The following is an 18,419-nucleotide window of genomic DNA, read 5'->3' as shown; positions in this document are numbered from 1 at the left end:
TTTCCGCGTCCTCCTTGCTTAAGGAACCAGCTGGCTGCGCAGCGCCGGCACGGCGGCGGCCAGGTCGTTGGCGACAAGCCGGGCGAACACCCGCGCGCCGGTCTCGCCGACGTGGGTGTAGTCGAACTTGCGCACCAGCTGGCCGCGCGGCCCGGTCTCGGTCGTCGGCACGTCGGGCTGGCGCGCTTCCTCCGCCGCGCGCGGCGGCAGGGTCGTGCCGGCCTTGGCGGCGGCCACCTCGTTCTCCAGCGGCTCGGCCTGGGCCAGCTTCATGGAGTCCACGGCGCCCAGCTTGCGCACGACGGCGGCGCTGGACTTGTTGAGATCCACCAGCGGCGTCTTGGTCTCGGCGGCGACCTTGCGCACCTCCTCCGACCAGGGCTCCAGCGTGTTCTTCAGCTGCCCCCCCGCGAACTCGCGGCGGGTCAGAGGGGTCAGCAGCACCGGCTCGGCGCCAGCCGCCCTCACCTCCTCGACGAACCGCTTCAGGTTGGCCGGGAACTCGGTGGTCATGTCGGTCCAGCGCTCGCCCTTGGACGACTGGTCGTTGTGGGCGAACTGGATCAGCACGTAGGTGGCGGCGTAGCCCTTCACCCGCGCCTCGTTCAGCGCGATGTCCCACGAGCCCTCGGCGCGATAGCTGCGGGTCGAGCGCCCGCCGCGGCCGAGGTTCAGGCAGTTCAGCGACGACTTGACGTGATAGTCGCAGAAGGCCGAGGCCCAGCCGCTGCCCGGGGCCATGGTGGAGTCGCCCACCAGGATGATCTTGTAGGGTTTGATCGGGGCGGCGTCGGTGCGCGGCTCACGATCCTTCTGCGGGCCGGGCGGCTGGGCCAGGACGGCGGCCGGAGCCGCCGCCAGGACCAAGGCCGCGAGCATCGCGGTTCTGATTTTCATTGGATCCTCCCTCCTTGTTTTTGCGGTCGCGGCCGGCCTTACGAGAAGGCCAGCCCGCCGTTGATGTCGAGATTGACCCCGGCCAGGAACGAGGCGTCCTGCGAGGCCAGGAAGGCCACGGCGGCGGCCACCTCCTCGGGCGCGCCCTCGCGGCGCAGCGGCGTATTGCCGGCCACGGCGGCGCGGCCTTCGGGCTTGGAGAAGATGTCGTGGAAGCTGGTGCCGATCAGGCCCGGGCACAGAGCGTTGACGCGGATGCCGCGCGGGCCCAGTTCCTTGGCCCAGCCGCGGGTCAGGGTCATCAGCGCGCCCTTCGAAGCGGCATAGACGCTGGCCCCGGGGCCGCCGCCGTCGCGGCCGGCCAGCGAGGCGATGTTGATGATCGCCGCCCCGTCCGGGATGTGCGGCAGGGCCGCCTTGGTCACCAGGAAGGCCGACTTCAGGTTCAGGGTCATGACCTGGTCGAAGAAGGCCTCGTCCATCTCGGCCAGGCTCTTGCGGGCGACCATGCCGCCGGCGAGGTTGACGAGAATGTCGATCTTGCCGGTGACGCCAGCGGCGGCGGCCACCAGACCCGACACCTCGGCCGCGTCGGTGACGTCGGCGCGGTGCAGCACCGCCTTGCCGCCAGCCGCTTCGATGCGGGCCGCCGTCTCCTGGGCCGAGGCTTCGTCGCCGCGATAGTTCACCACCACGGTCGCGCCCTCGGCGGCCAGTCGCAGCGAGACCTCGCGGCCGATGTCGCGGCCGCCGCCGGTGACCAGCGCGACCTTGTCCTTGAACCTCATGGGGTCCCCTCTTTTACTGAATGTCGGAAGCCGGCGCCGGCACGGGGCTTTCGCGCCCGCCCAGCAGCCAGAGAGCGATGACGCCCAGCGGCACGATGGCCGCCGCCAGGACGAAGATCGGGGCGTAGCCGTGCCGGGTCATGACCGGCACCAGCCAGGTCGTGACCAGGGTTCCGGCCACGGCGGCGGTGCCGCCGACGCCGGCGATCGTGCCCACGGCCCCGCCGCCGTAATAGTCGCTGGGCAGGGTCTGGATGTTGTTGATGGCCACCTGGAAGCCGAACAGGATCACGGCGATCAGCAGCACGGCGCTCAGCGGATCGGCCGCCCGGGCCGTCAGCAGCAGGGCCGGCAGCATGATCACGCCGCCCAGGGTCACCGCGAAGCGCCGGGCGCTCAGGGTCTTCCAGCCGCGCCGGATCAGCGCGCCGGAGAGCCAGCCGCCGCCGAGGCTGCCCAGCATGGCGCCGACGAACGGCACCCAGGCGAAGAGGCCGATCTTGCGCACGTCGAAGCCGAAGCTTTCCGCCAGGTAGATCGGCAGCCAGGAGACGAACAGCCACCAGACCGGGTCGAGGAAGAAGCGCGAGACGATGATCGCCCAGCTCTGCTTCTGGCGCAGCAGTTGCGGCAGGGTCGGCGACCAGCCGGCCTTCGCATTGGCCTCGCCACGATCGGCGATGTGGGCGCGCTCGGCCTCGCTCAGCCACGGATGGGCGCCCGGGTCGGCGCGATAGATGAACAGCCACGGCAGCAGCCACAGGAAGCCCAGCACGCCGACCACCAGGAAGGTCGCCCGCCAGCCCAGAAGCTCGAACAGCAGGGCCACCAGCGGCGCGGAGATGATCGCCCCGATCGCCGCGCCGGAGTTGAAGATGCCTTGCGCCAGGGCGCGTTCGCGCGGCGGGAACCACAGGGCGTTGGCCTTGACCGCGCCGGGCCAGTTGCCGGCCTCGCTGATCCCCAGGGTCACGCGCAGCAGGGCCAGCAGACCGAGCGAGCGCACCAGGCTGTGGGCGGCGATCGACAGCGACCAGACCAGGATCGAGACGGCGAAGCCCATGCGGGTGCCGATGACGTCGAACACCTTGCCGAACAGCGACTGGCCGAAGGCGTAGGCGACCATGAAGATGGTCACCAGTAGGGCGTAGTCGGCCTTGTCGGCGCCGATGTCCTTGGACACCGCCGGCCACATCACGGCCAGGGCGTTACGGTCGATGTAGTTGATGACGGTCGCCAGCCCGACCAGGCTGACGATCAGCCAGCGAAGCCCGCCCCTCATTGGCCGATGTCCTCGCCGTCGAAGCGGCCGAAGTGGCCCTTCCAGCTGAAGGGCGCGCCATCGACGTTCGCCTTGTGGACGGCGCCGGGCTCGGCGCTGTCGGCGATGGCCAGGACGATCGTGCGGCCGCCGGCCAGGACGATGGTGACGACGTCGGCGTCGGCCGTCCGTACGTGGCGTAGGGCCTCGATACGGCTGGTGCTGCCTTCGGTGGTCTCCGCCGACGGGTCGTAGGCGCCGTGCGGCTCGAGCACGCCGACGAAGGTCGTGTCGGTCGCGCCCTTCACCCGCTGAATCAGCACGGGTTCGCGGCGCAGGTTGAACTTGGGATCGTTGGCGCCGCTCTCTCCCAGGATCACCTCCGCCCCGGCAGGCGGCAGCATGCGCCAGGTGTAGAAACGCTCGCCATTGATCCAGGTCAGGCGGGCGTTGGAGGCGTCGGGTGCGCCCGTCGCATCGACCCACAGGTGCTGGTAGCCGTCGTCCTTGCCCAGCACCGGGCGCTCGGCGAGGTTCTGCTTCAGCGGGAAGCCGGCGTCGATGATGTGGCCGGAAAAGTGCAGCGGCAGGTCGTACTGGGCCGGCTTGTCGCCGTGCACCTTCAACAGGTCGAGCACCAGCGGCGGGCCCTTGCCGCCGACGTCGATCTGCACGATCGAGCGGCGGAAGGTCACGCCCGGCCAGGCGCCGGCCATCTCGGCCGTGCTGATCTTCGCCTTCCCTTCGGCGGAGAAGAAGATCTGCTTCGGCGCCAGGGTGTTGGCGACCTTGACCTTGCCTTCGAACTGGCTGGTCTCGTTCACGACCAGGGTGTTGTGGGCCACGGTCTGCTTGGCCCAGGTCTCGTTTTCCTTGAGGTAACGACCGCCGTCCTTGGCCTCGATGTTGAGGAAGCGGGCCGCGCCGTAGTCGGTGATGATCGCGCGGCCGGCGTCGTAGAGGATCCAGTTCAGCTTGTCGTAGTGGCCATGGCCCATGCCCTGGGCCGAGTTCTTGACCGCCACGACCTCGTCCTCGTCGCCCGGTCCGGCGCGCATCACGGCGATCGCGCCCTGGTCGCCGTCGGGACCGTCGCGGAACAGCATCGAGGCGTAGGGGAACGGCCTTTCCTTGCCGGCCGCCAGGTCGCGGGCCACGGCCAGGCCGTCCGGCGTCAGGGTCGTGCGGCCCTGCCAGCGGGCGATCGACAGCAGCGACGGATCCTTGGTCGCGCCATAGGCGATGGCAACCGACTGGTAGAGCTCGTCGGTCTTGAGGCTCTTTTCCAGCAGGGCGTCGTTGAACGGGAAGAAGTAGCCGTCATAGGTCAGCTGCACCGCCGCGCGGACCGCCTTGGTCAGCACGCCGCCGCGGTATTCGAAGATCTTCCGCTGCGGCTCGTTCTCGTCGATGGCGTGGGCGAACAGCACGAAGGGCTGCAGGGCGTAGCGCTGGTAGTACGGCCCCTCGGCGTAGTAGCCGTCGGGCGAGAACAGCTGGTCGATCTGCTTGAGGAAGCCGACCTTGCCCGAGCGGTCCGTGCCCTTCAGGGCCTTCTCCACCATCACCTGGTCGCGCAGCACGTAGCCGGTCATGCCGACGGCGGCGCAGGCCCAGGTGGCGTGGTTGTGGATGATGTCGAAGACCTGCGGCTGGTCGTCGGCGATGAACTTGGCCATCGGCCGGAAGACGCCGTCGTCGATGGTCTTGCGGTCGGCGTCGCTGAGGGTGTCGCGGATCGCGTCGTAGCCCTGGATCGAATAGACCACCCAGACCGCGTCGTTCAGGCTCTGCCAGAACAGCTTGCCGGCGGAATTGTTCTTGGCGGCCGGGTGCAGCCCCAGAGTCGGATAGAGCTTGGCGTATTCCAGCAGCATCCGCCGGGCGTAGTCGGCATAGGCCTTGTCGCCGGTGGCGCGGTACAGCATGCCCGCGCCGTAGATGGCCATGTAGTTGCGCTTGTGCTGCTCGTGAGTGCGGCCGCCGCCCGGATCCTTCGGCACGGGCACGTCGATGCCGGCCTTCATGGCCGCGTCGACCTCCTTGCGCACCCGCTTCAGTTCGGCGGCGAACATCGGATAGCGCTCGCCTTCGCTGCGCATGGCCGCCAGATCCGCGCCGCCGACCAGAACAGGCCCCTGCCCGCTCGGTTGGGCCATGACGCCGACGGGCAGAGCCGCCGAGACCAGCAGGGCCAGAACCAGGCCGCCCGCGCGTCGCCGAATGTGTCGCACTCGTCTTACTCCCTCGATGCCGCCAGCTCTGTGGCTGGTCCGCAGGTTCGAGAAAACGGCATACGGCAGGGCGGACCATTTGTCCTAACAAATTTTCAGATCTTAGCCCATTTTTGGTCCGCGATATTGCCTATACCAATTTAGACCAATTTGGTACGGCGCTTGTTCGGCGGCTTACGGCCGTGGCGCGGCGAGCCCGGCGCCCCTGCGGGCCTCGGGATCGGGATGAGCATCAGGGATGAGAACGGCGCGAAGCCGTCAGTTGATCCGGCGCTTTTCCAGCTTCCGGGCCAGGGTGCGGCGGTGCATGCCCAGACGCCGGGCGGTCTCGGAGATGTTGAAGTCGGTCTCGACCAGGGTCTGGTGGATCCGCTCCCATTCCAGATTCTTCAGCGAGGTGGCGCGCTCGCCGATGGCCGCGCCGGCGTCGCCTTCGCGCTTGTCGAAAGCGGCCTCGATGTCGTCGGTGTTGGAAGGCTTGGCCAGGTAGTGGCAGGCGCCCAGCTTGATGGCCTCGACCGCCGTGGCGATGCTGGCGAAGCCGGTCAGCACCACGATCAGCATGTCCGGATCACGGGCGATCAGCGCCTGGACGCAGGACAGGCCCGACTCCCCGGCCAGCTTCAGATCCACGACGGCGTAGCGCGGCGCGAAGGTCTCCAGCGCCGCCAGGGCCTCTTCCAGGCCATGGACATGCACCACCTCGTAGCCCCGGCGCTCGAACGAGCGCTTCAGGGTGGCGGCGAACTTCTCGTCGTCCTCGACGATGATCAGCTTGCGCTCAGCGGGCATGACGCCTCCGGATCTGCAGCGAGGCCAGGGGCAGGGTCAGCACGACGCTGGCGCCGCCCTCGGGGCGGTTCTCGGCGCCGACTGCGCCGCCCAGCTTGCGCAGCACGTTGACCACCAGGAACAGGCCAAGGCCGCCCCCTGCCCGTCCCTTGGTCGAGTTGTAGGGCTTGCCGAAGTTTTCCAGCGTCTCGAGCGCGAAGCCCGGACCGTCGTCGTCCACCTCGATGACGATCAGCCCGCCGCTGACGCTCGCATGCAGACGCACCGCCTCGGGCGAGGCGTCCAGCGCGTTGTCGAGCACGTTGTGGATCACCTGCTTGAGGGTCGATTCCGCGACGATCGAGGTTGGGGTTACGAGATCGGTTTCGTAGGTCAGGACATCGCTGTTGCGGGTGGCGCGCCAGTCGGCCACCACCTCGTCCATGAAGGCCCGCAGGGTGCTGACCCGGACCTCGCCGCTGCGCGCCTCGCCCGCCGACAGCAGGACGCCGGTGACGATCTGCTTGCAGCGCTGGACCTCGCCGCGCATGTCCTCCAGCTCCTGGGCCAGTTCCGGGTGCTTGGCGAACACCTTCATGCGCCGCCAGTCGCTCAGTATGACGTCCAGCGTCGCCAGCGGCGTGCCCAGCTCGTGCGCGGCGCCGGAGGCCAGGAGGCCCATGCGGACGATGTGGGTCTCTTCCGCCGCCCGCTGGCGCAGCTCGGCCAGGTGGGCGTCGTGGCGGCGCAGGTTGGTGTTGATGCGCGAGACGAAGGTCACCAGCAGCACCGCGTCCAGCACCACCCCCATCAGCATGCCCATGATGAACAGGCCGAAGAACGCCTGGTCGCTGAGCCCCGTGGCGATGACCGGACGGTTGAAGGCCACCAGCATCAGGAAGCAGAAGCTGGTCAGGAACACGATCGCCCAGGTGGCCCAGACCTCGAGCAGGACGACGCCCAGGATCACGTGCATCAGGTAGAGGGTCGTGAAGGGGTTGGTCGCGCCGCCGCTGAAATAGAGCTGGGCGGTCAGGGCCAGGGCGTCCAGCGCCAGGGCCGAGAACAGGTCATAGGGGCCAAGCGGCTTGGCGCTCTTCAGGCGCAGGAGGCTGGCGAGGTTCAGCACGACCAGCGCCGCCAGCACCAGCATCATCGCCGCCAGGGGCAGCTGGAAGCCGAGGCTGAAATGCACCGCCAGTATGGTGACGACCTGGCCGACCACGGCGATCCAGCGCAGGTGGATCAGCTGCAGCATATTCTGCCGGGCGATGGCGTCGGCGGGGTTCGCCGCGTTGTCCGCGGCCCGCGCCCCTGAAAGCCAGCCCGACATGCCGGCGATCAGGATGCGGGCGGTCGGCGTCATGGGGCCTCTTTAACCCGGTTCCGGCGCGCGTCGAACAGAACATAGGCGGCCGCCCCGCCGGTCAGCAGCGCCAGGCCGAACCAGGTCAGGGCGTAGACCAGGTGGCTGTTGGGGAAATTGACCACGGTCAAGCCGCCGATCGGCCAGCCGCCGGGATTGGCCGTGGCGTCGGCGTCGACGAAATAGGGCGCGGTCCGGCCCAGGCCCTTAGCCTTGGCGATGGCCAGGACGTCGCGGGAGTACCAGCGGCCGCCCGCCGGATCGTTCTTGCGCAGGAAGCCGCCGTGCGGCTCGGTCAGGCGCAGGAGGCCGACGACGCTGACCTGGCCAGCGGCCTGGGCGGCCAGACGGGTTCCCGGAGCGCGATGATCGGCAGAAACGAAGCCGCGATTGACGAGGACGTCGAAGCCCTGGTCGGTGGAAAGCGGGGTGACGACCCAGAAGCCGGGCCCTTCGCGGGTGACGGCCTGAACCAGGGCCTCGCGGTCGTGCAGGAAACGACCGGTCAGGCGCACGCGGCGATAGCCGTCGGAGGTCTGGCTGATCCCCGCCCAGCGGTCGGGACCGGGGGGCGGGGTCGGCTCTGCGTGGATGCGCTGCTCGACCCGGGCGATCAGGTCGAGCTTCCAGGCCCTGCGCTGGACCTGCCAGCCGCAGAGCGCCAGGAAGATCGCGGTGAAGGCCAGGCAGAGCCCGGCCAGGGCGATCGTCCGGGCGCCGCCGCGGCGGGCCGTCATCAGGGGACTTCCCGCATGTCGTGCGGCATCGGGGCCATCATGTGGGTGTCGAGGTTGTGCATGACCCACAGCGAACCCGACAGCGTGATCACCACCACGACGAGGGTGAACACCAGGGCCAGCATGGTCCAGCCGCCTTCCGAACGCGAGTTCATGTGCAGGAAGTAGATCATGTGGACCAGCACCTGGATGATCGCCAGGCCCATGACGGCGATGGCGGTCATCTGGTTGCTCGGCAGGACATGGCCCATCACCAGCCAGAACGGGATGGCGGTGAGGATCACCGCCAGCACGAAGCCGATGACGTAGTCCTTCAGCGAGCCATGAGCGCCGCCGTCGTGGTCATGACCGTGGTCATCGTGCGCGTGGTGCGCATCGTGGCTGGCCGCGCTCATTTCAGGACTCCGAGCAGATAGACGAACGAGAAGACGCCGATCCAGATGACGTCGAGGAAGTGCCAGAACATCGACAGGCACATCAGGCGGCGCTTCATCTCGACGCCGAGGCCGCGCTTGGCGACCTGGGTCATCAGCGTGACGAGCCAGATGATGCCGAAGGTCACGTGCAGGCCGTGGGTGCCGACGAGCACGAAGAACGACGACAGGAACGCGCTGCGCTGCGGGCCGGCGCCCTCGTGGATCAGGTGATGGAACTCATAGAGTTCCAGCGACAGGAAGCCGAGGCCGAACAGGCCCGTGATCGCCAGCCACACCAGGGTCGGCGTCACCTTCTTGGCCTGGGCCGAGAGCATGGCGAAGCCGTAGGTGATCGACGAGAACAGCAGCAGCGCGGTGTTCACCGCCACGATGGGCAGGTCGAACAGATCCGCCCCCGAGGGGCCGGCCGCATAGTTGCGGCCGAGCACGGCGTAGCACGCGAAGAGGACCGCGAAGATCAGGCAGTCGCTCATCAGGTAGATCCAGAACCCAAGCAGGGTCCCGTTCTCCGGATGGTGGTCCTCGGTCAGGTGGAAGCGGGTTTCGCCCGCTTCGGTCAGGGTCTGGGCGTGGGCCATGGTTACGCGAGGCTCCGCAGGGCTTCGGTCCGGGCGTCCTCGACTTGGACGACCTCCTCGGCCGGAATGTAGTAGTCACGCTTGAAGTTGAAGGTGTGGACGATGGCCCCGCCGACCAGGGCGACGAACGACGCCACGGCCAGCCACCAGATGTGCCAGATCATCGCGAAGCCGACGACGATGCTGATGCCGGCCAGGATGATCCCCGCGCCGGTGTTCTTCGGCATGTGGATCGGGATGAACCCGGTGGTCGGACGCACGTAGCCGCGCTGCTTCATGTCATGCCAGGCGTCGACCTCGTGGATCACCGGCGTAAAGGCGAAGTTGTAGGCCGGCGGCGGCGACGAGGTCGACCACTCCAGCGTACGGCCGCCCCAGGGGTCGCCGGTCGGATCGGCCAGCTGCTCGCGCTTCAGGTAGCCGACGACCATCTGCAGAACGAAGGCGATGATGCCGATCAGGATCAGAACCGCGCCGAAGGCCGAGATCACGAACCAGATCTGCAGGCTGTGGTCCTCGAAGTGGCTCATGCGGCGGGTCACGCCCATCAGGCCGAGCACGTAGAGCGGCATGAAGGCGAAGAAGAAGCCGATCTGCCAGAACCAGAACGAGACCTTGCCCCAGAACGGGTCGAGCTTGAAGCCGAAGGCCTTGGGGAACCAGTAGACGATGCCGGCGAACATGCCGAACACCACGCCGCCAATGATCACGTTGTGGAAGTGGGCGATCAGGAACAGCGAGTTGTGCAGGACGAAGTCGGCGGGCGGAACGGCCAGCAGAACGCCGGTCATGCCGCCGATGACGAAGGTGACCATGAAGCCCACGGTCCACAGCATCGGCACCTCGAAGCGGATGCGGCCGCGGTACATCGTGAACAGCCAGTTGAAGATCTTCGCCCCTGTCGGGATCGAGATGATCATGGTCGTGATCCCGAAGAACGAGTTCACGCTGGCGCCGGAGCCCATGGTGAAGAAGTGGTGCAGCCACACGATGTACGACAGGATCGTGATGACGACCGTGGCGTAGACCATCGAGCTGTAGCCAAACAGGCGCTTGCCGCAGAAGGTCGAGACGACTTCCGAGAACACGCCGAAGGCCGGCAGCACCAGGATGTAGACCTCGGGGTGACCCCAGATCCAGATCAGGTTCACGTACATCATCGGGTTGCCGCCGAAGTCGTTCGTGAAGAAGTTGGTGTGCAGATAGCGGTCAGCGGTCAGCAGGGCCAGGACGGCCGTGAGGATCGGGAAGCTGGCGACGATCAGGACGTTGCTGCACAGCGAGGTCCAGGTGAACACCGGCATCTTCATCAGGCTCATGCCCGGCGCGCGCATCTTCACGATGGTCACGATCAGGTTGATGCCCGACAGGGTGGTGCCGACGCCGGCGATCTGCAGCGACCAGATGTAGTAGTCTACCCCGACATCTGGACTGTACGCCAAATTAGACAATGGCGGATAAGCCAGCCAGCCGGTGCGGGCGAACTCGCCGACGAACAGCGAGAGCATCACCGTCACCGCGCCGCCGACCGTCATCCAGAAGCTGAAGTTGTTCAGGAACGGGAAGGCCACGTCGCGGGCGCCGATCTGCAACGGCACGACGAGGTTCATCAGGCCGGTGATCAGCGGCATCGCCACGAAGAAGATCATGATCACGCCGTGGGCGGTGAAGACCTGGTCGTAGTGGTGCGGCGGCAGGTAGCCGGCGGCGTCGCCGAAGGCCAAGGCTTGTTGCGCCCGCATCATCAGGGCGTCGGCGAAGCCGCGCAGCAGCATGATGATGGCCAGGATGATGTACATCACCCCGATCTTCTTGTGGTCGACGCTGGTCAGCCACTCACGCCACAGATAGCCCCAGACCTTGAAGTAGGTCAGGGCGGCCAGGACGGTGATACCGCCCAACGCGACCATGGCGAACGTGCCGAGCAGGATCGGCTCGTGGAAGGGAATGGCGTCCCATGTGAGACGGCCGAAGATCGTTTTTACGAGGTCCGGGGACATGATGATCTCTAGGCTTTGATCAGCGCGCTTCGGCGGGCGCGGACTTGGGGGCGCAGAGCGCGGCGACGAACGAGCGGATGCCGCCCTCCCCGCGCCGAACCCGCTTGTCGTATTCGAGGGTGGTGACGTTGGTGGTCCCGGCCATGCCGAGGCCGCCGGCCTTGTCGATGGCCATCATGTCGTGCTGGCACATCTTGCCCGGCTCGACGCAGCGGTTGACCGCCTTGTCGAACAGGCCGGCCTCGACCGAGGCGAAGCGTTGCGGCGGCACCTTCTCGCTCGGCTTTTCCAGCACGAGGTAGCGCGTGCCGTCGAGGCGACCGTCGCTCTTGCGGACGTCGGCGGCCCACTTGTCGAAGTCGGCGCGGCTCATGCCGTGGAACTTGAAGCGCATGTGCGAGAAGCCCTCGCCGCTGTAGTTGGCCGAGAAGCCGTCGAACACGCCCGGCTTGTTGATCACGGCGTGCAGCTTCGTGCGCATGCCGGGCATGGCGTAGATCTGGCCTGCCAGGGCGGGCACGTAGAACGAGTTCATCACCGACGAGGCCGTCAGGTCGAAGTCGATCGGGGTGTCGACCGGGGCCGCCAGTTCGTTGACCGTGGCGACGCCCAACTCGGGATAGATGAACAGCCACTTCCAATCGAGGGCGACGACCTGGACCTTCAGCGGCTTGACGCCTTCGGCCGTGCGGCCCGGCGCCAGGCGGTCGAGCGGACGGTACGGGTCGAGCAGGTGGGTGCTGGTCCAGGTGACGGCGCCCAGGATCATGATGATCACCAGCGGCGCGGCCCAGATCACGATCTCGAGCTTGGTCGAGTGGTGCCAGTCGGGATCGTACTTGGCCGTCTCGTTCGACTGCCGGTACTTCCAGGCGAAGAACAGGGTCAGGAAGATGACCGGCACGATGATGACCAGCATCAGTACGGTCGACAGGATGATCAGGTCGCGCTGCTGAACGGCGATATCGCCCGACGGGTTCATCACGACCCAGTCGCAGCCGCTCAGGGCGAGCAGCAGGGGCAGCAGGGCGAGCTTCTTCAATGGACTCGGAATCATGGGGAACCTGGACTTCGGACGCATTGGCCGGCGCGATAGTCTAACGCAGGAGGGCGCGACATTGGACCATTTGTCCTAGGGCGCCGCAGTGCAGCACGAAATTGAGGAGCCGAAGGCGCATCAAGGCGTTTGCCAGAACGGGGCAGTTGGTCTCATGCTCTCGTTCAGACCGTCGGAAAGGCGGCTGAAAAGAGTTTGGGACGGAACAACAGGAACAAGGCGCGTAGCTGCATGAATCAGGATTTCGCACTGCCGACGTCATCGGGCCTCGAGCGCGACGCGCGGCGATTGCACGCCGACCACAAGGGCGTCCGGCCTGGCGAGATCGCCATCGGCGTGATCATCGGGCGAACCTCGGAGTTCTTCGACTTCTTCGTCTACGCCATCGCTTCGGTGCTGGTGTTCCCTCACCTCTTCTTTCCGTTCGTGGACCGGCTGACGGGCGTCCTGTGCTCGTTCGCGATCTTCTCGCTGGCCTTCGTGGCCCGCCCGATCGGCTCGGCGATCTTCGGCGTCATCGACCGCAACTACGGCCGCGGCGTGAAGCTGACCATCGCCCTCTTCCTGCTGGGCGGCTCGACGGCCGCGATGAGCTTCCTGCCAGGCTACGCCACGGCCGGTGCCGCCGCGATCTGGGCCCTAGCGGCTTTCCGCATCGGACAAGGCCTGGCCCTGGCGGGCGCCTGGGACGGCATGGCCTCGCTGCTGGCGCTGAACGCGCCTGAAAAGAAGCGCGGCTGGTACGCGATGATCCCGCAGCTGGGCGCGCCGTTCGGCTTCATGCTGGCCAGCGGCCTGTTCGCCTATTTCGTCGCCAGCCTGGGCTCTGCCGACTTCCTCGACTGGGGCTGGCGCTACCCGTTCTTCGCGGCCTTCGCGATCAACGTCGTGGCCCTGTTCGCCCGCCTGCGCATCGTCGCCACCGAGGAGTTCGGCCAGCTGTTCGAAAAGGGCCAGCTGAGCCCCGTTCCGCTGACCAGCCTGATGAAGGCCCAAGGCTCGAACGTGATCATCGGCGCCTTCGCCCCGCTGGCCACCTTCGCCATGTTCCACCTGGTGACGGTGTTCCCGCTGTCGTGGGTCAGCCTGCACGACGACGGCGGCGAGGCGCTGAACTTCCTGCGCATCGAACTGGCCGGCGCCCTGGTCGGCGTGGTCGGGATCATGGTCTCCGGCTGGATCGCCGACCGCATCAGCCGCCAGAACCAGCTGGCGCTGTCGGCCGTGCTGATCGGTATCTTCAGCCTGGCGGCCCCGTGGCTGCTGGACGCCGGCAGCGTCGGCCAGACCGCCTATGTCGTGATCGGCTTCGCGATCCTGGGCCTGTCGTTCGGCCAGGCCTCGGGCGCGGTCAGCTCGGGCTTCCTGCGCAAGTTCCGCTACAGCGGCGCGGCCCTGACCTCGGACCTGTCGTGGCTGATCGGCGCGGGCTTCGCGCCTCTGGCCGCCCTGGCCCTGGCCAGCTTCTGGGGTCTGCCGGCCATCGGGCTCTATCTGGCCTCCGGCGCGGTGGCGACCCTGATCGCCCTGACCATCGATCGCCGCCGCCGGCTGCGCAAGGCCGCGCCCAAGGCCTGATCGAAGCCGTCAGCCTAAACCAAAAAGGACGCCGCGGGCTCAGCCCGCGGCGTCTTTCGCATCAGAAGTCGGCCGACAGCGTGACCTGGAAGGTCCGGTGCGAGCCCGGCCGGAAGGTCGCGGCAGTGTTCACCGTGGTGCTGATCGTGCCCAGGTAGTCCTCGTCGAAGATGTTATCGACGTTGATGCGGGCCTTGACCTGCTTCAGCGGCCCGACGCCGAAGCCGTCGCCGAGATCCACATAGGCGTTCCAGATGGTGTAGCCGTCGGTCTTCTCGGTGTTGGTCATGTTGGTGTAGCGGTCGCTGAGATGGCGGGCCGAGACGTTGACCACGGCCCAGTCGACCGGCTCCCAGGTCACCCCGCCCTGGAACAGCCAGGTCGGGAAGTCTGGCAGCGTGTTGCCGGCGATGGCGTTGGTCCCGAAGTTGTTCTCGAACTCGGCGCGATTGTACGACAGGTTGGTGTTGAAATAGATCTTGCCGCCCAGCAGCTCGGGCTTCCACTGGCCGCTGAACTCGGCCCCGTGCGCCTCCACGGCCCCGACGTTCTGGTAGAAGGTCTCGGTCGTCGTGCTGCCCGGCACCACCGAGGCGTAGGACTGCAGCCGGTTGTCGAAGGCGGTGTAGTAGACCACGACCGAGGCGTTGAACGTCGCGCGGTTGGCGCGGTAGCCCAGTTCCAGGTTCTGCGAGGTTTCCGGCTCGGGTCCGGGCACGCTCGGGCTGGCCGCCGAGAAGATGTCGTCGGCGCCGCGCGGCAGGGCCAGGTTCTCCGAATAGGAGGCGAACACCTGGTCGCGGCTGTTGATCGAGTAGACCAGGCCCACCTGCGGCAGGAAGCCGTCCTTCCAGTTGTCGGTGATCGTCGGCTTGCGCTGGGCGATGTAGTCGGCCGGGTTGCGATAACCGCTGATCTTGTAGTCGATGTCGGTGGACTTGAAGCCGACCTCGACCTTCAGACGGTCGTCGAGCAGCTTGATCGTGTCCTTGAGGAAGAACTGCGTGGTCTCGCGGGTCGAGACGTAGTTGCGCTGCAGGTGCACCGGCTCGTTCAGCAGCGGGGTCCCGTCCGGGTCGCCGTTGACGGTGTTATAGCGCGCCTGGGTCCGGTGGTAGTCGTCCTTCTCCAGCCAGACGCCGGCCTGGACGGTGTGGGCGCCCGTCCGCCAGGTCCCGCCGACCGTGACGCCCTTGCGGATGCCGTCGACGCCCGACAGGCCGTATTGCAGGCCCTTGGGCGCGGTCAGGCCCGAGACGTAGGCCTTCTCGGCGTTGTAGCTGGCCAGCGAGGTGGCGTAGGCCTCCGGCGAGACGCCGTAGCCGCCCTTGTCCTCGTAATAGGCGGTCGAGCGGATCTCGAAGTTCTCGCCGATCGGCTTGTTCAGCGACAGGCCGTACAGGTGGTCCTGCCGAGCGTTGACCGCGAACTTGTAATACTGGTTGTAGAGCGCGTTCGAATAGGGAACCCCGGTCGTCGTCGCCGGCAGGCTGGGCACGAAGCCGAGATAGGCGAAGTCGCGCCCCGAACGGCCGAAGGCGTCGCCGGCCGTGCCCAGGTACTGGGCCTTGGTGATCGACGGGGAGTCATAGTCGTAATAGTCGTTGTGCACGGTCTGGAACGTCAGGTTCCCGCCGCTCTCGAAGGCGTAGTCGACCTTGCCTTCGTAGTGCTCGCGCTTGATCGTGCCGGGACCGCGCCACAGGTCGCCCTTCACCCACGAGCCGGCCACATAGCCCGACAGATTGCCGATCTTGCCACTCTCCAGGCGCAGGAAGCTGCGGCGCAGGTTGTCCTCGCCCCAGGTCTGGCTGGCCGAGCCGCCGGCTTCGGCGTCGGGCGTCTTGGTGAAGTAGTCAACGATCGGACCCAGCGAGGCGTAGCTGGGCAGGGCGACGTCGCCGGCGCCGGCCGAGGCCTGCACGCGGGCCAGGTTCTCGTTGTCGACATAGCGGTAGATCGGGCTGCCCCCGAACTGGTCGCTGCGCCCCATCGGGATGCCGTCGAGCAGGAAGCCGATCTGCTGGAAGTTGAAGGCCCGCACCGACACCGAGTTGCCGAACTCGTACATGCCCAAGGCGTCGTTGGCCTGGACGTTGAAGCCCGGCAGGCTCTCCAGCATCTTCAGGCCGGTGACGCCGGCCGGCGCCGACAGCAGCGCCTCGCGGGTGATCGAGACCGTGGCCGTGGCCTGGTCGGTGCCGATGGCGACGCTGGCCTCGGACACGCGACGACCGGTGACCACGATGGCGTCGACTTCTTCGGGAGCGCTCTCCTGGGCCAGGGCCGGCGACGCGCCGCAAAACACGCTGGCGGCCATCAAGGCCAGCTTCCAGCGCGACGCGACGACGGGTTTCGATTGGGCTTTGGTCATGGCTATCCCCTGCTATTGACCCGACGAGCCTGACTCCCGACCCCAGGTCAAAAAACAGAAATCGCCATTTACTCAGCCCACTTTTCTTCGTGTTCCCGGGTGGCGCAAATGAGATGATTTAATATGCAGCCTGACCAGTTCTTGACTGATCGCGCACCACGACTTCGCTGGCCGCCTCCTTTCTGAAAAGTCGGAAGCTGATAAGGCTAGAAATCTATGAAGTCGGGTTACTCATGCTGCGTGTAACATGAGTAACCCATAGCGCAGCGCCCGCCGCGTCAAGCGCACGGTCATCGAAAACGCCGCTTCGCCGCCGAACGCCCACGCGAGGGGCGCCCGGCGGGCGACAACGATCAAGCGATCCGCAACCGGACGATCCGTCCGGCCCGGCTCAGCGGAACAGCGGCCCGTGATCCAGGCGCGGCAGCACGTGCCTGGCGAAGAGATCGGCCTCGGCGATGTGCGGGTAGCCCGACAGGATGAAGGCCTCGAGCCCGATCTCACGATAGGCGTTGATCTTGGCCAGCACCTGATCGGGATCGCCGACGATGGCCGCGCCGCAGCCCGACCGCGCCCGACCGATGCCGGTCCACAGATTGTCCTCGACATAGCCGTCGCCCGCCGAAGCCTCGCGCAGCTCGGCCTGGCGGCGCACCCCGAACGAGGCCGCGTCCAGCGACCTGGCGCGGATGGCCTCGCCTTCCTTGGCTTCGAGCTTGGACAGCAGCCGGTCGGCGGCCGCCCTCGCCTCTTCCTCGGTCTCGCGCACCACGACGTGGACGCGATAGCCGAAGCGAAGGGTGCGGCCATGGGCGGCGGCGCGGGCGCGCAGATCCTCGATGGTCTCCTTCACCACCTCCATGCGGTCGGGCCACATCAGGTAGACGTCGGCGCCCTGGGCGGCGACCTCGCGGGCCTCGTGCGACAGGCCGCCGAAATAGAACGGCGGGCACTTGCCCGAGACCGTGCGCAGGCGCGGCGGATCGAGCTTCAGCTTGTAGAACTCGCCCTGGAAATCGATGCTCTCGCCGTTCAGCAAGGACCGCAGGATCTTCATGGCTTCCAGCGTGCGGGCGTAGCGCGGCCCCGACGCCAAGGTCTCGCCCGGCAGGTCGCTGGAGATGATGTTGAGGGTCAGGCGGCCCTCCAGCATCTGGTCCAGGGTGGCGATCTGGCGGGCCAGCTGCGGCGGCCACATCTCGCCGCAGCGGATGGCCAGGAGCAGCTTCAAGCGGCGCAGGATCGGCGCCAGGCCGCCGGCGAAGGCCACGCCCTCGATGCCGAGATTGTAGCCCGACGGCAGCAGCAGGTTGTCGAACCCGCCGCTCTCGGCCGCCAGGGCGATGTCGCGGCAGTGGGCGTAGGAGGCCTTCAGCGCCGGATCGGGAACGCCGAGGAACTCGTAGTCGTCGTCGCAGAGCGCCGAGAACCACGAGACTTCGCAGGGAGGAAGGGTGCTCACGGCAGGGGAACTCCGCGGCTGGCGGTGAGGATCGCGTACCACTGGGTGCGGCTCAGCTTCACGCGCAGGGCGTCGGCCGAGGCCTTGATGCGCTCGGGCGTCTGCGAGCCGACGATCGGGATCGCCCGCGACGGGTGGGCCATGATCCAGGCGAGCGCGACGGCGGCGCGGTCGACAAGCTGCTCGCGGGCGATGACGTCGAGGGCCTCGATCACGGCGCGGCCGCGATCGTCGGTCCCCTGCCCCACCAGCCGGCCGCCGCCCAGCGGCGACCAGGCCAGCACGGCCAGGTCACGCTCCAGCGCCTGGTCGAGCACGCCGTCCGACAGCGGCTCGATGGTCAGGGGCGAGAACTCGGGCTGGATGCTGGCCAGGGCGAACGGCAGGTGGGCCTGCAGGGCCGCCACCTGGCTCGGCAGATAGTTCGACACGCCGACGGCGTCGATCTTGCCCTGCTCGCGCAGCTTGGTCAGCGCCGCGGCGATCTCGGCGGGATGGGCCAGAACGTCGGGTAGGTGGATCTGGTAGAGGTCGATCTTCTCGACGCCAAGGCGCTGCAGCGAGGCGTCGCAGGCCGAGACGAGGTAGTCGGCGCTGGAGTCGTAGGGCACGCCCAGGATGATGCCGCCCTTGGAAGCCAGAACGAACTTCTCGCGCAGGTGCGGGGCGTCGCGCAGCACCTTGCCGAGCAGCACTTCCGACGAGCCGAAGCCATAGGGCGTGTCGGCGCCGTAGACGTCGGCCGTGTCCAGCAGGGTGATCCCGCTCTCCAGCGCGGTCTCGACCAGCAGGCGGGCGTCAGCGACCGATTCCCCCTTGAAACGCCACATTCCCCAGGCCAGCGGAGAAACGGAAATACCGCTCTTGCCGAGCGGACGG

Annotated in this window: 15 protein-coding genes; 1 reads left to right on the top strand and 14 read right to left on the bottom strand. The window is 67.3% G+C overall.

Annotated features, from left to right (window positions below):
• Positions 1-18 precede the first annotated feature (18 nt).
• The 11 genes from AC07NG_RS13175 to cyoA all read right to left on the bottom strand — a co-directional run bounded on the left by AC07NG_RS13175 (position 19) and on the right by cyoA (position 12,150).
• The gene (locus AC07NG_RS13175) at positions 19-897 is read right to left on the bottom strand and encodes a rhamnogalacturonan acetylesterase (RefSeq protein WP_492854513.1); all 879 of its coding nucleotides are present in this window, start codon (positions 895-897) and stop codon (positions 19-21) included.
• A 38-nt stretch (positions 898-935) separates the two neighbouring features.
• Positions 936-1,685: an SDR family NAD(P)-dependent oxidoreductase gene (locus AC07NG_RS13170; RefSeq protein WP_494594445.1), complete on the bottom strand. Its 750-nt coding sequence runs from the start codon at positions 1,683-1,685 to the stop codon at positions 936-938.
• Positions 1,686-1,698: 13 nt separating this feature from the next.
• Positions 1,699-2,967, bottom strand: a complete 1,269-nt coding sequence (locus tag AC07NG_RS13165; protein ID WP_494594444.1) for an MFS transporter — start codon at positions 2,965-2,967, stop codon at positions 1,699-1,701.
• A complete protein-coding gene (locus AC07NG_RS13160) occupies positions 2,964-5,180 on the bottom strand; it encodes an alginate lyase family protein (RefSeq protein ID WP_494594443.1) in 2,217 nt (738 codons plus the stop codon). The genes AC07NG_RS13165 and AC07NG_RS13160 overlap by 4 nt, the downstream gene beginning before the upstream one ends.
• Positions 5,181-5,438: 258 nt before the next feature.
• Positions 5,439-5,972: a response regulator transcription factor gene (locus AC07NG_RS13155; RefSeq protein ID WP_487290925.1), complete on the bottom strand. Its 534-nt coding sequence runs from the start codon at positions 5,970-5,972 to the stop codon at positions 5,439-5,441.
• Positions 5,962-7,317, bottom strand: a complete 1,356-nt coding sequence (locus AC07NG_RS13150) for an ATP-binding protein (protein ID WP_494594442.1) — start codon at positions 7,315-7,317, stop codon at positions 5,962-5,964. Before AC07NG_RS13150 ends, AC07NG_RS13155 begins: the two co-directional genes overlap by 11 nt.
• Positions 7,314-8,054, bottom strand: a complete 741-nt coding sequence (locus AC07NG_RS13145; RefSeq protein ID WP_494594441.1) for an SURF1 family protein — start codon at positions 8,052-8,054, stop codon at positions 7,314-7,316. Before AC07NG_RS13145 ends, AC07NG_RS13150 begins: the two co-directional genes overlap by 4 nt.
• Entirely contained in the window at positions 8,054-8,449 is a 396-nt protein-coding gene (cyoD, locus tag AC07NG_RS13140; RefSeq protein WP_487290922.1) for a cytochrome o ubiquinol oxidase subunit IV, read from the bottom strand. The genes AC07NG_RS13145 and cyoD overlap by 1 nt, the downstream gene beginning before the upstream one ends.
• A complete protein-coding gene (cyoC, locus tag AC07NG_RS13135; RefSeq protein ID WP_494594440.1) occupies positions 8,446-9,069 on the bottom strand; it encodes a cytochrome o ubiquinol oxidase subunit III in 624 nt (207 codons plus the stop codon). Before cyoC ends, cyoD begins: the two co-directional genes overlap by 4 nt.
• A gap of 2 nt (positions 9,070-9,071) precedes the next feature.
• Complete coding sequence (gene cyoB / locus AC07NG_RS13130) at positions 9,072-11,069, bottom strand: cytochrome o ubiquinol oxidase subunit I (RefSeq protein WP_494594439.1); 1,998 nt, start codon at positions 11,067-11,069, stop codon at positions 9,072-9,074.
• 19 nt (positions 11,070-11,088) lie between these two features.
• A complete protein-coding gene (gene cyoA / locus AC07NG_RS13125) occupies positions 11,089-12,150 on the bottom strand; it encodes a ubiquinol oxidase subunit II (RefSeq protein WP_492854519.1) in 1,062 nt (353 codons plus the stop codon).
• A gap of 207 nt (positions 12,151-12,357) precedes the next feature.
• Here cyoA and AC07NG_RS13120 point away from each other — a divergent pair, with 207 nt between their 5' ends.
• Entirely contained in the window at positions 12,358-13,704 is a 1,347-nt protein-coding gene (locus AC07NG_RS13120) for an MFS transporter (RefSeq protein WP_492854520.1), read from the top strand.
• 61 nt (positions 13,705-13,765) lie between these two features.
• Here AC07NG_RS13120 and AC07NG_RS13115 read toward each other — a convergent pair whose 3' ends face one another.
• From AC07NG_RS13115 to AC07NG_RS13105, 3 genes are all read right to left on the bottom strand, one after another.
• The gene (locus AC07NG_RS13115) at positions 13,766-16,078 is read right to left on the bottom strand and encodes a TonB-dependent receptor family protein (RefSeq protein ID WP_494594438.1); all 2,313 of its coding nucleotides are present in this window, start codon (positions 16,076-16,078) and stop codon (positions 13,766-13,768) included.
• A 391-nt stretch (positions 16,079-16,469) separates the two neighbouring features.
• Positions 16,470-17,540, bottom strand: a complete 1,071-nt coding sequence (locus AC07NG_RS13110; protein ID WP_494594437.1) for an LLM class flavin-dependent oxidoreductase — start codon at positions 17,538-17,540, stop codon at positions 16,470-16,472.
• The gene (locus tag AC07NG_RS13105; protein ID WP_494594436.1) at positions 17,537-18,370 is read right to left on the bottom strand and encodes an aldo/keto reductase; all 834 of its coding nucleotides are present in this window, start codon (positions 18,368-18,370) and stop codon (positions 17,537-17,539) included. Before AC07NG_RS13105 ends, AC07NG_RS13110 begins: the two co-directional genes overlap by 4 nt.
• Positions 18,371-18,419: the final 49 nt, after the last annotated feature.

It is taken from the genome of Caulobacter sp. GW821-FHT10C03, from assembly GCF_059415485.1.
This window is presented reverse-complemented; position numbering and strand designations above follow the sequence as displayed.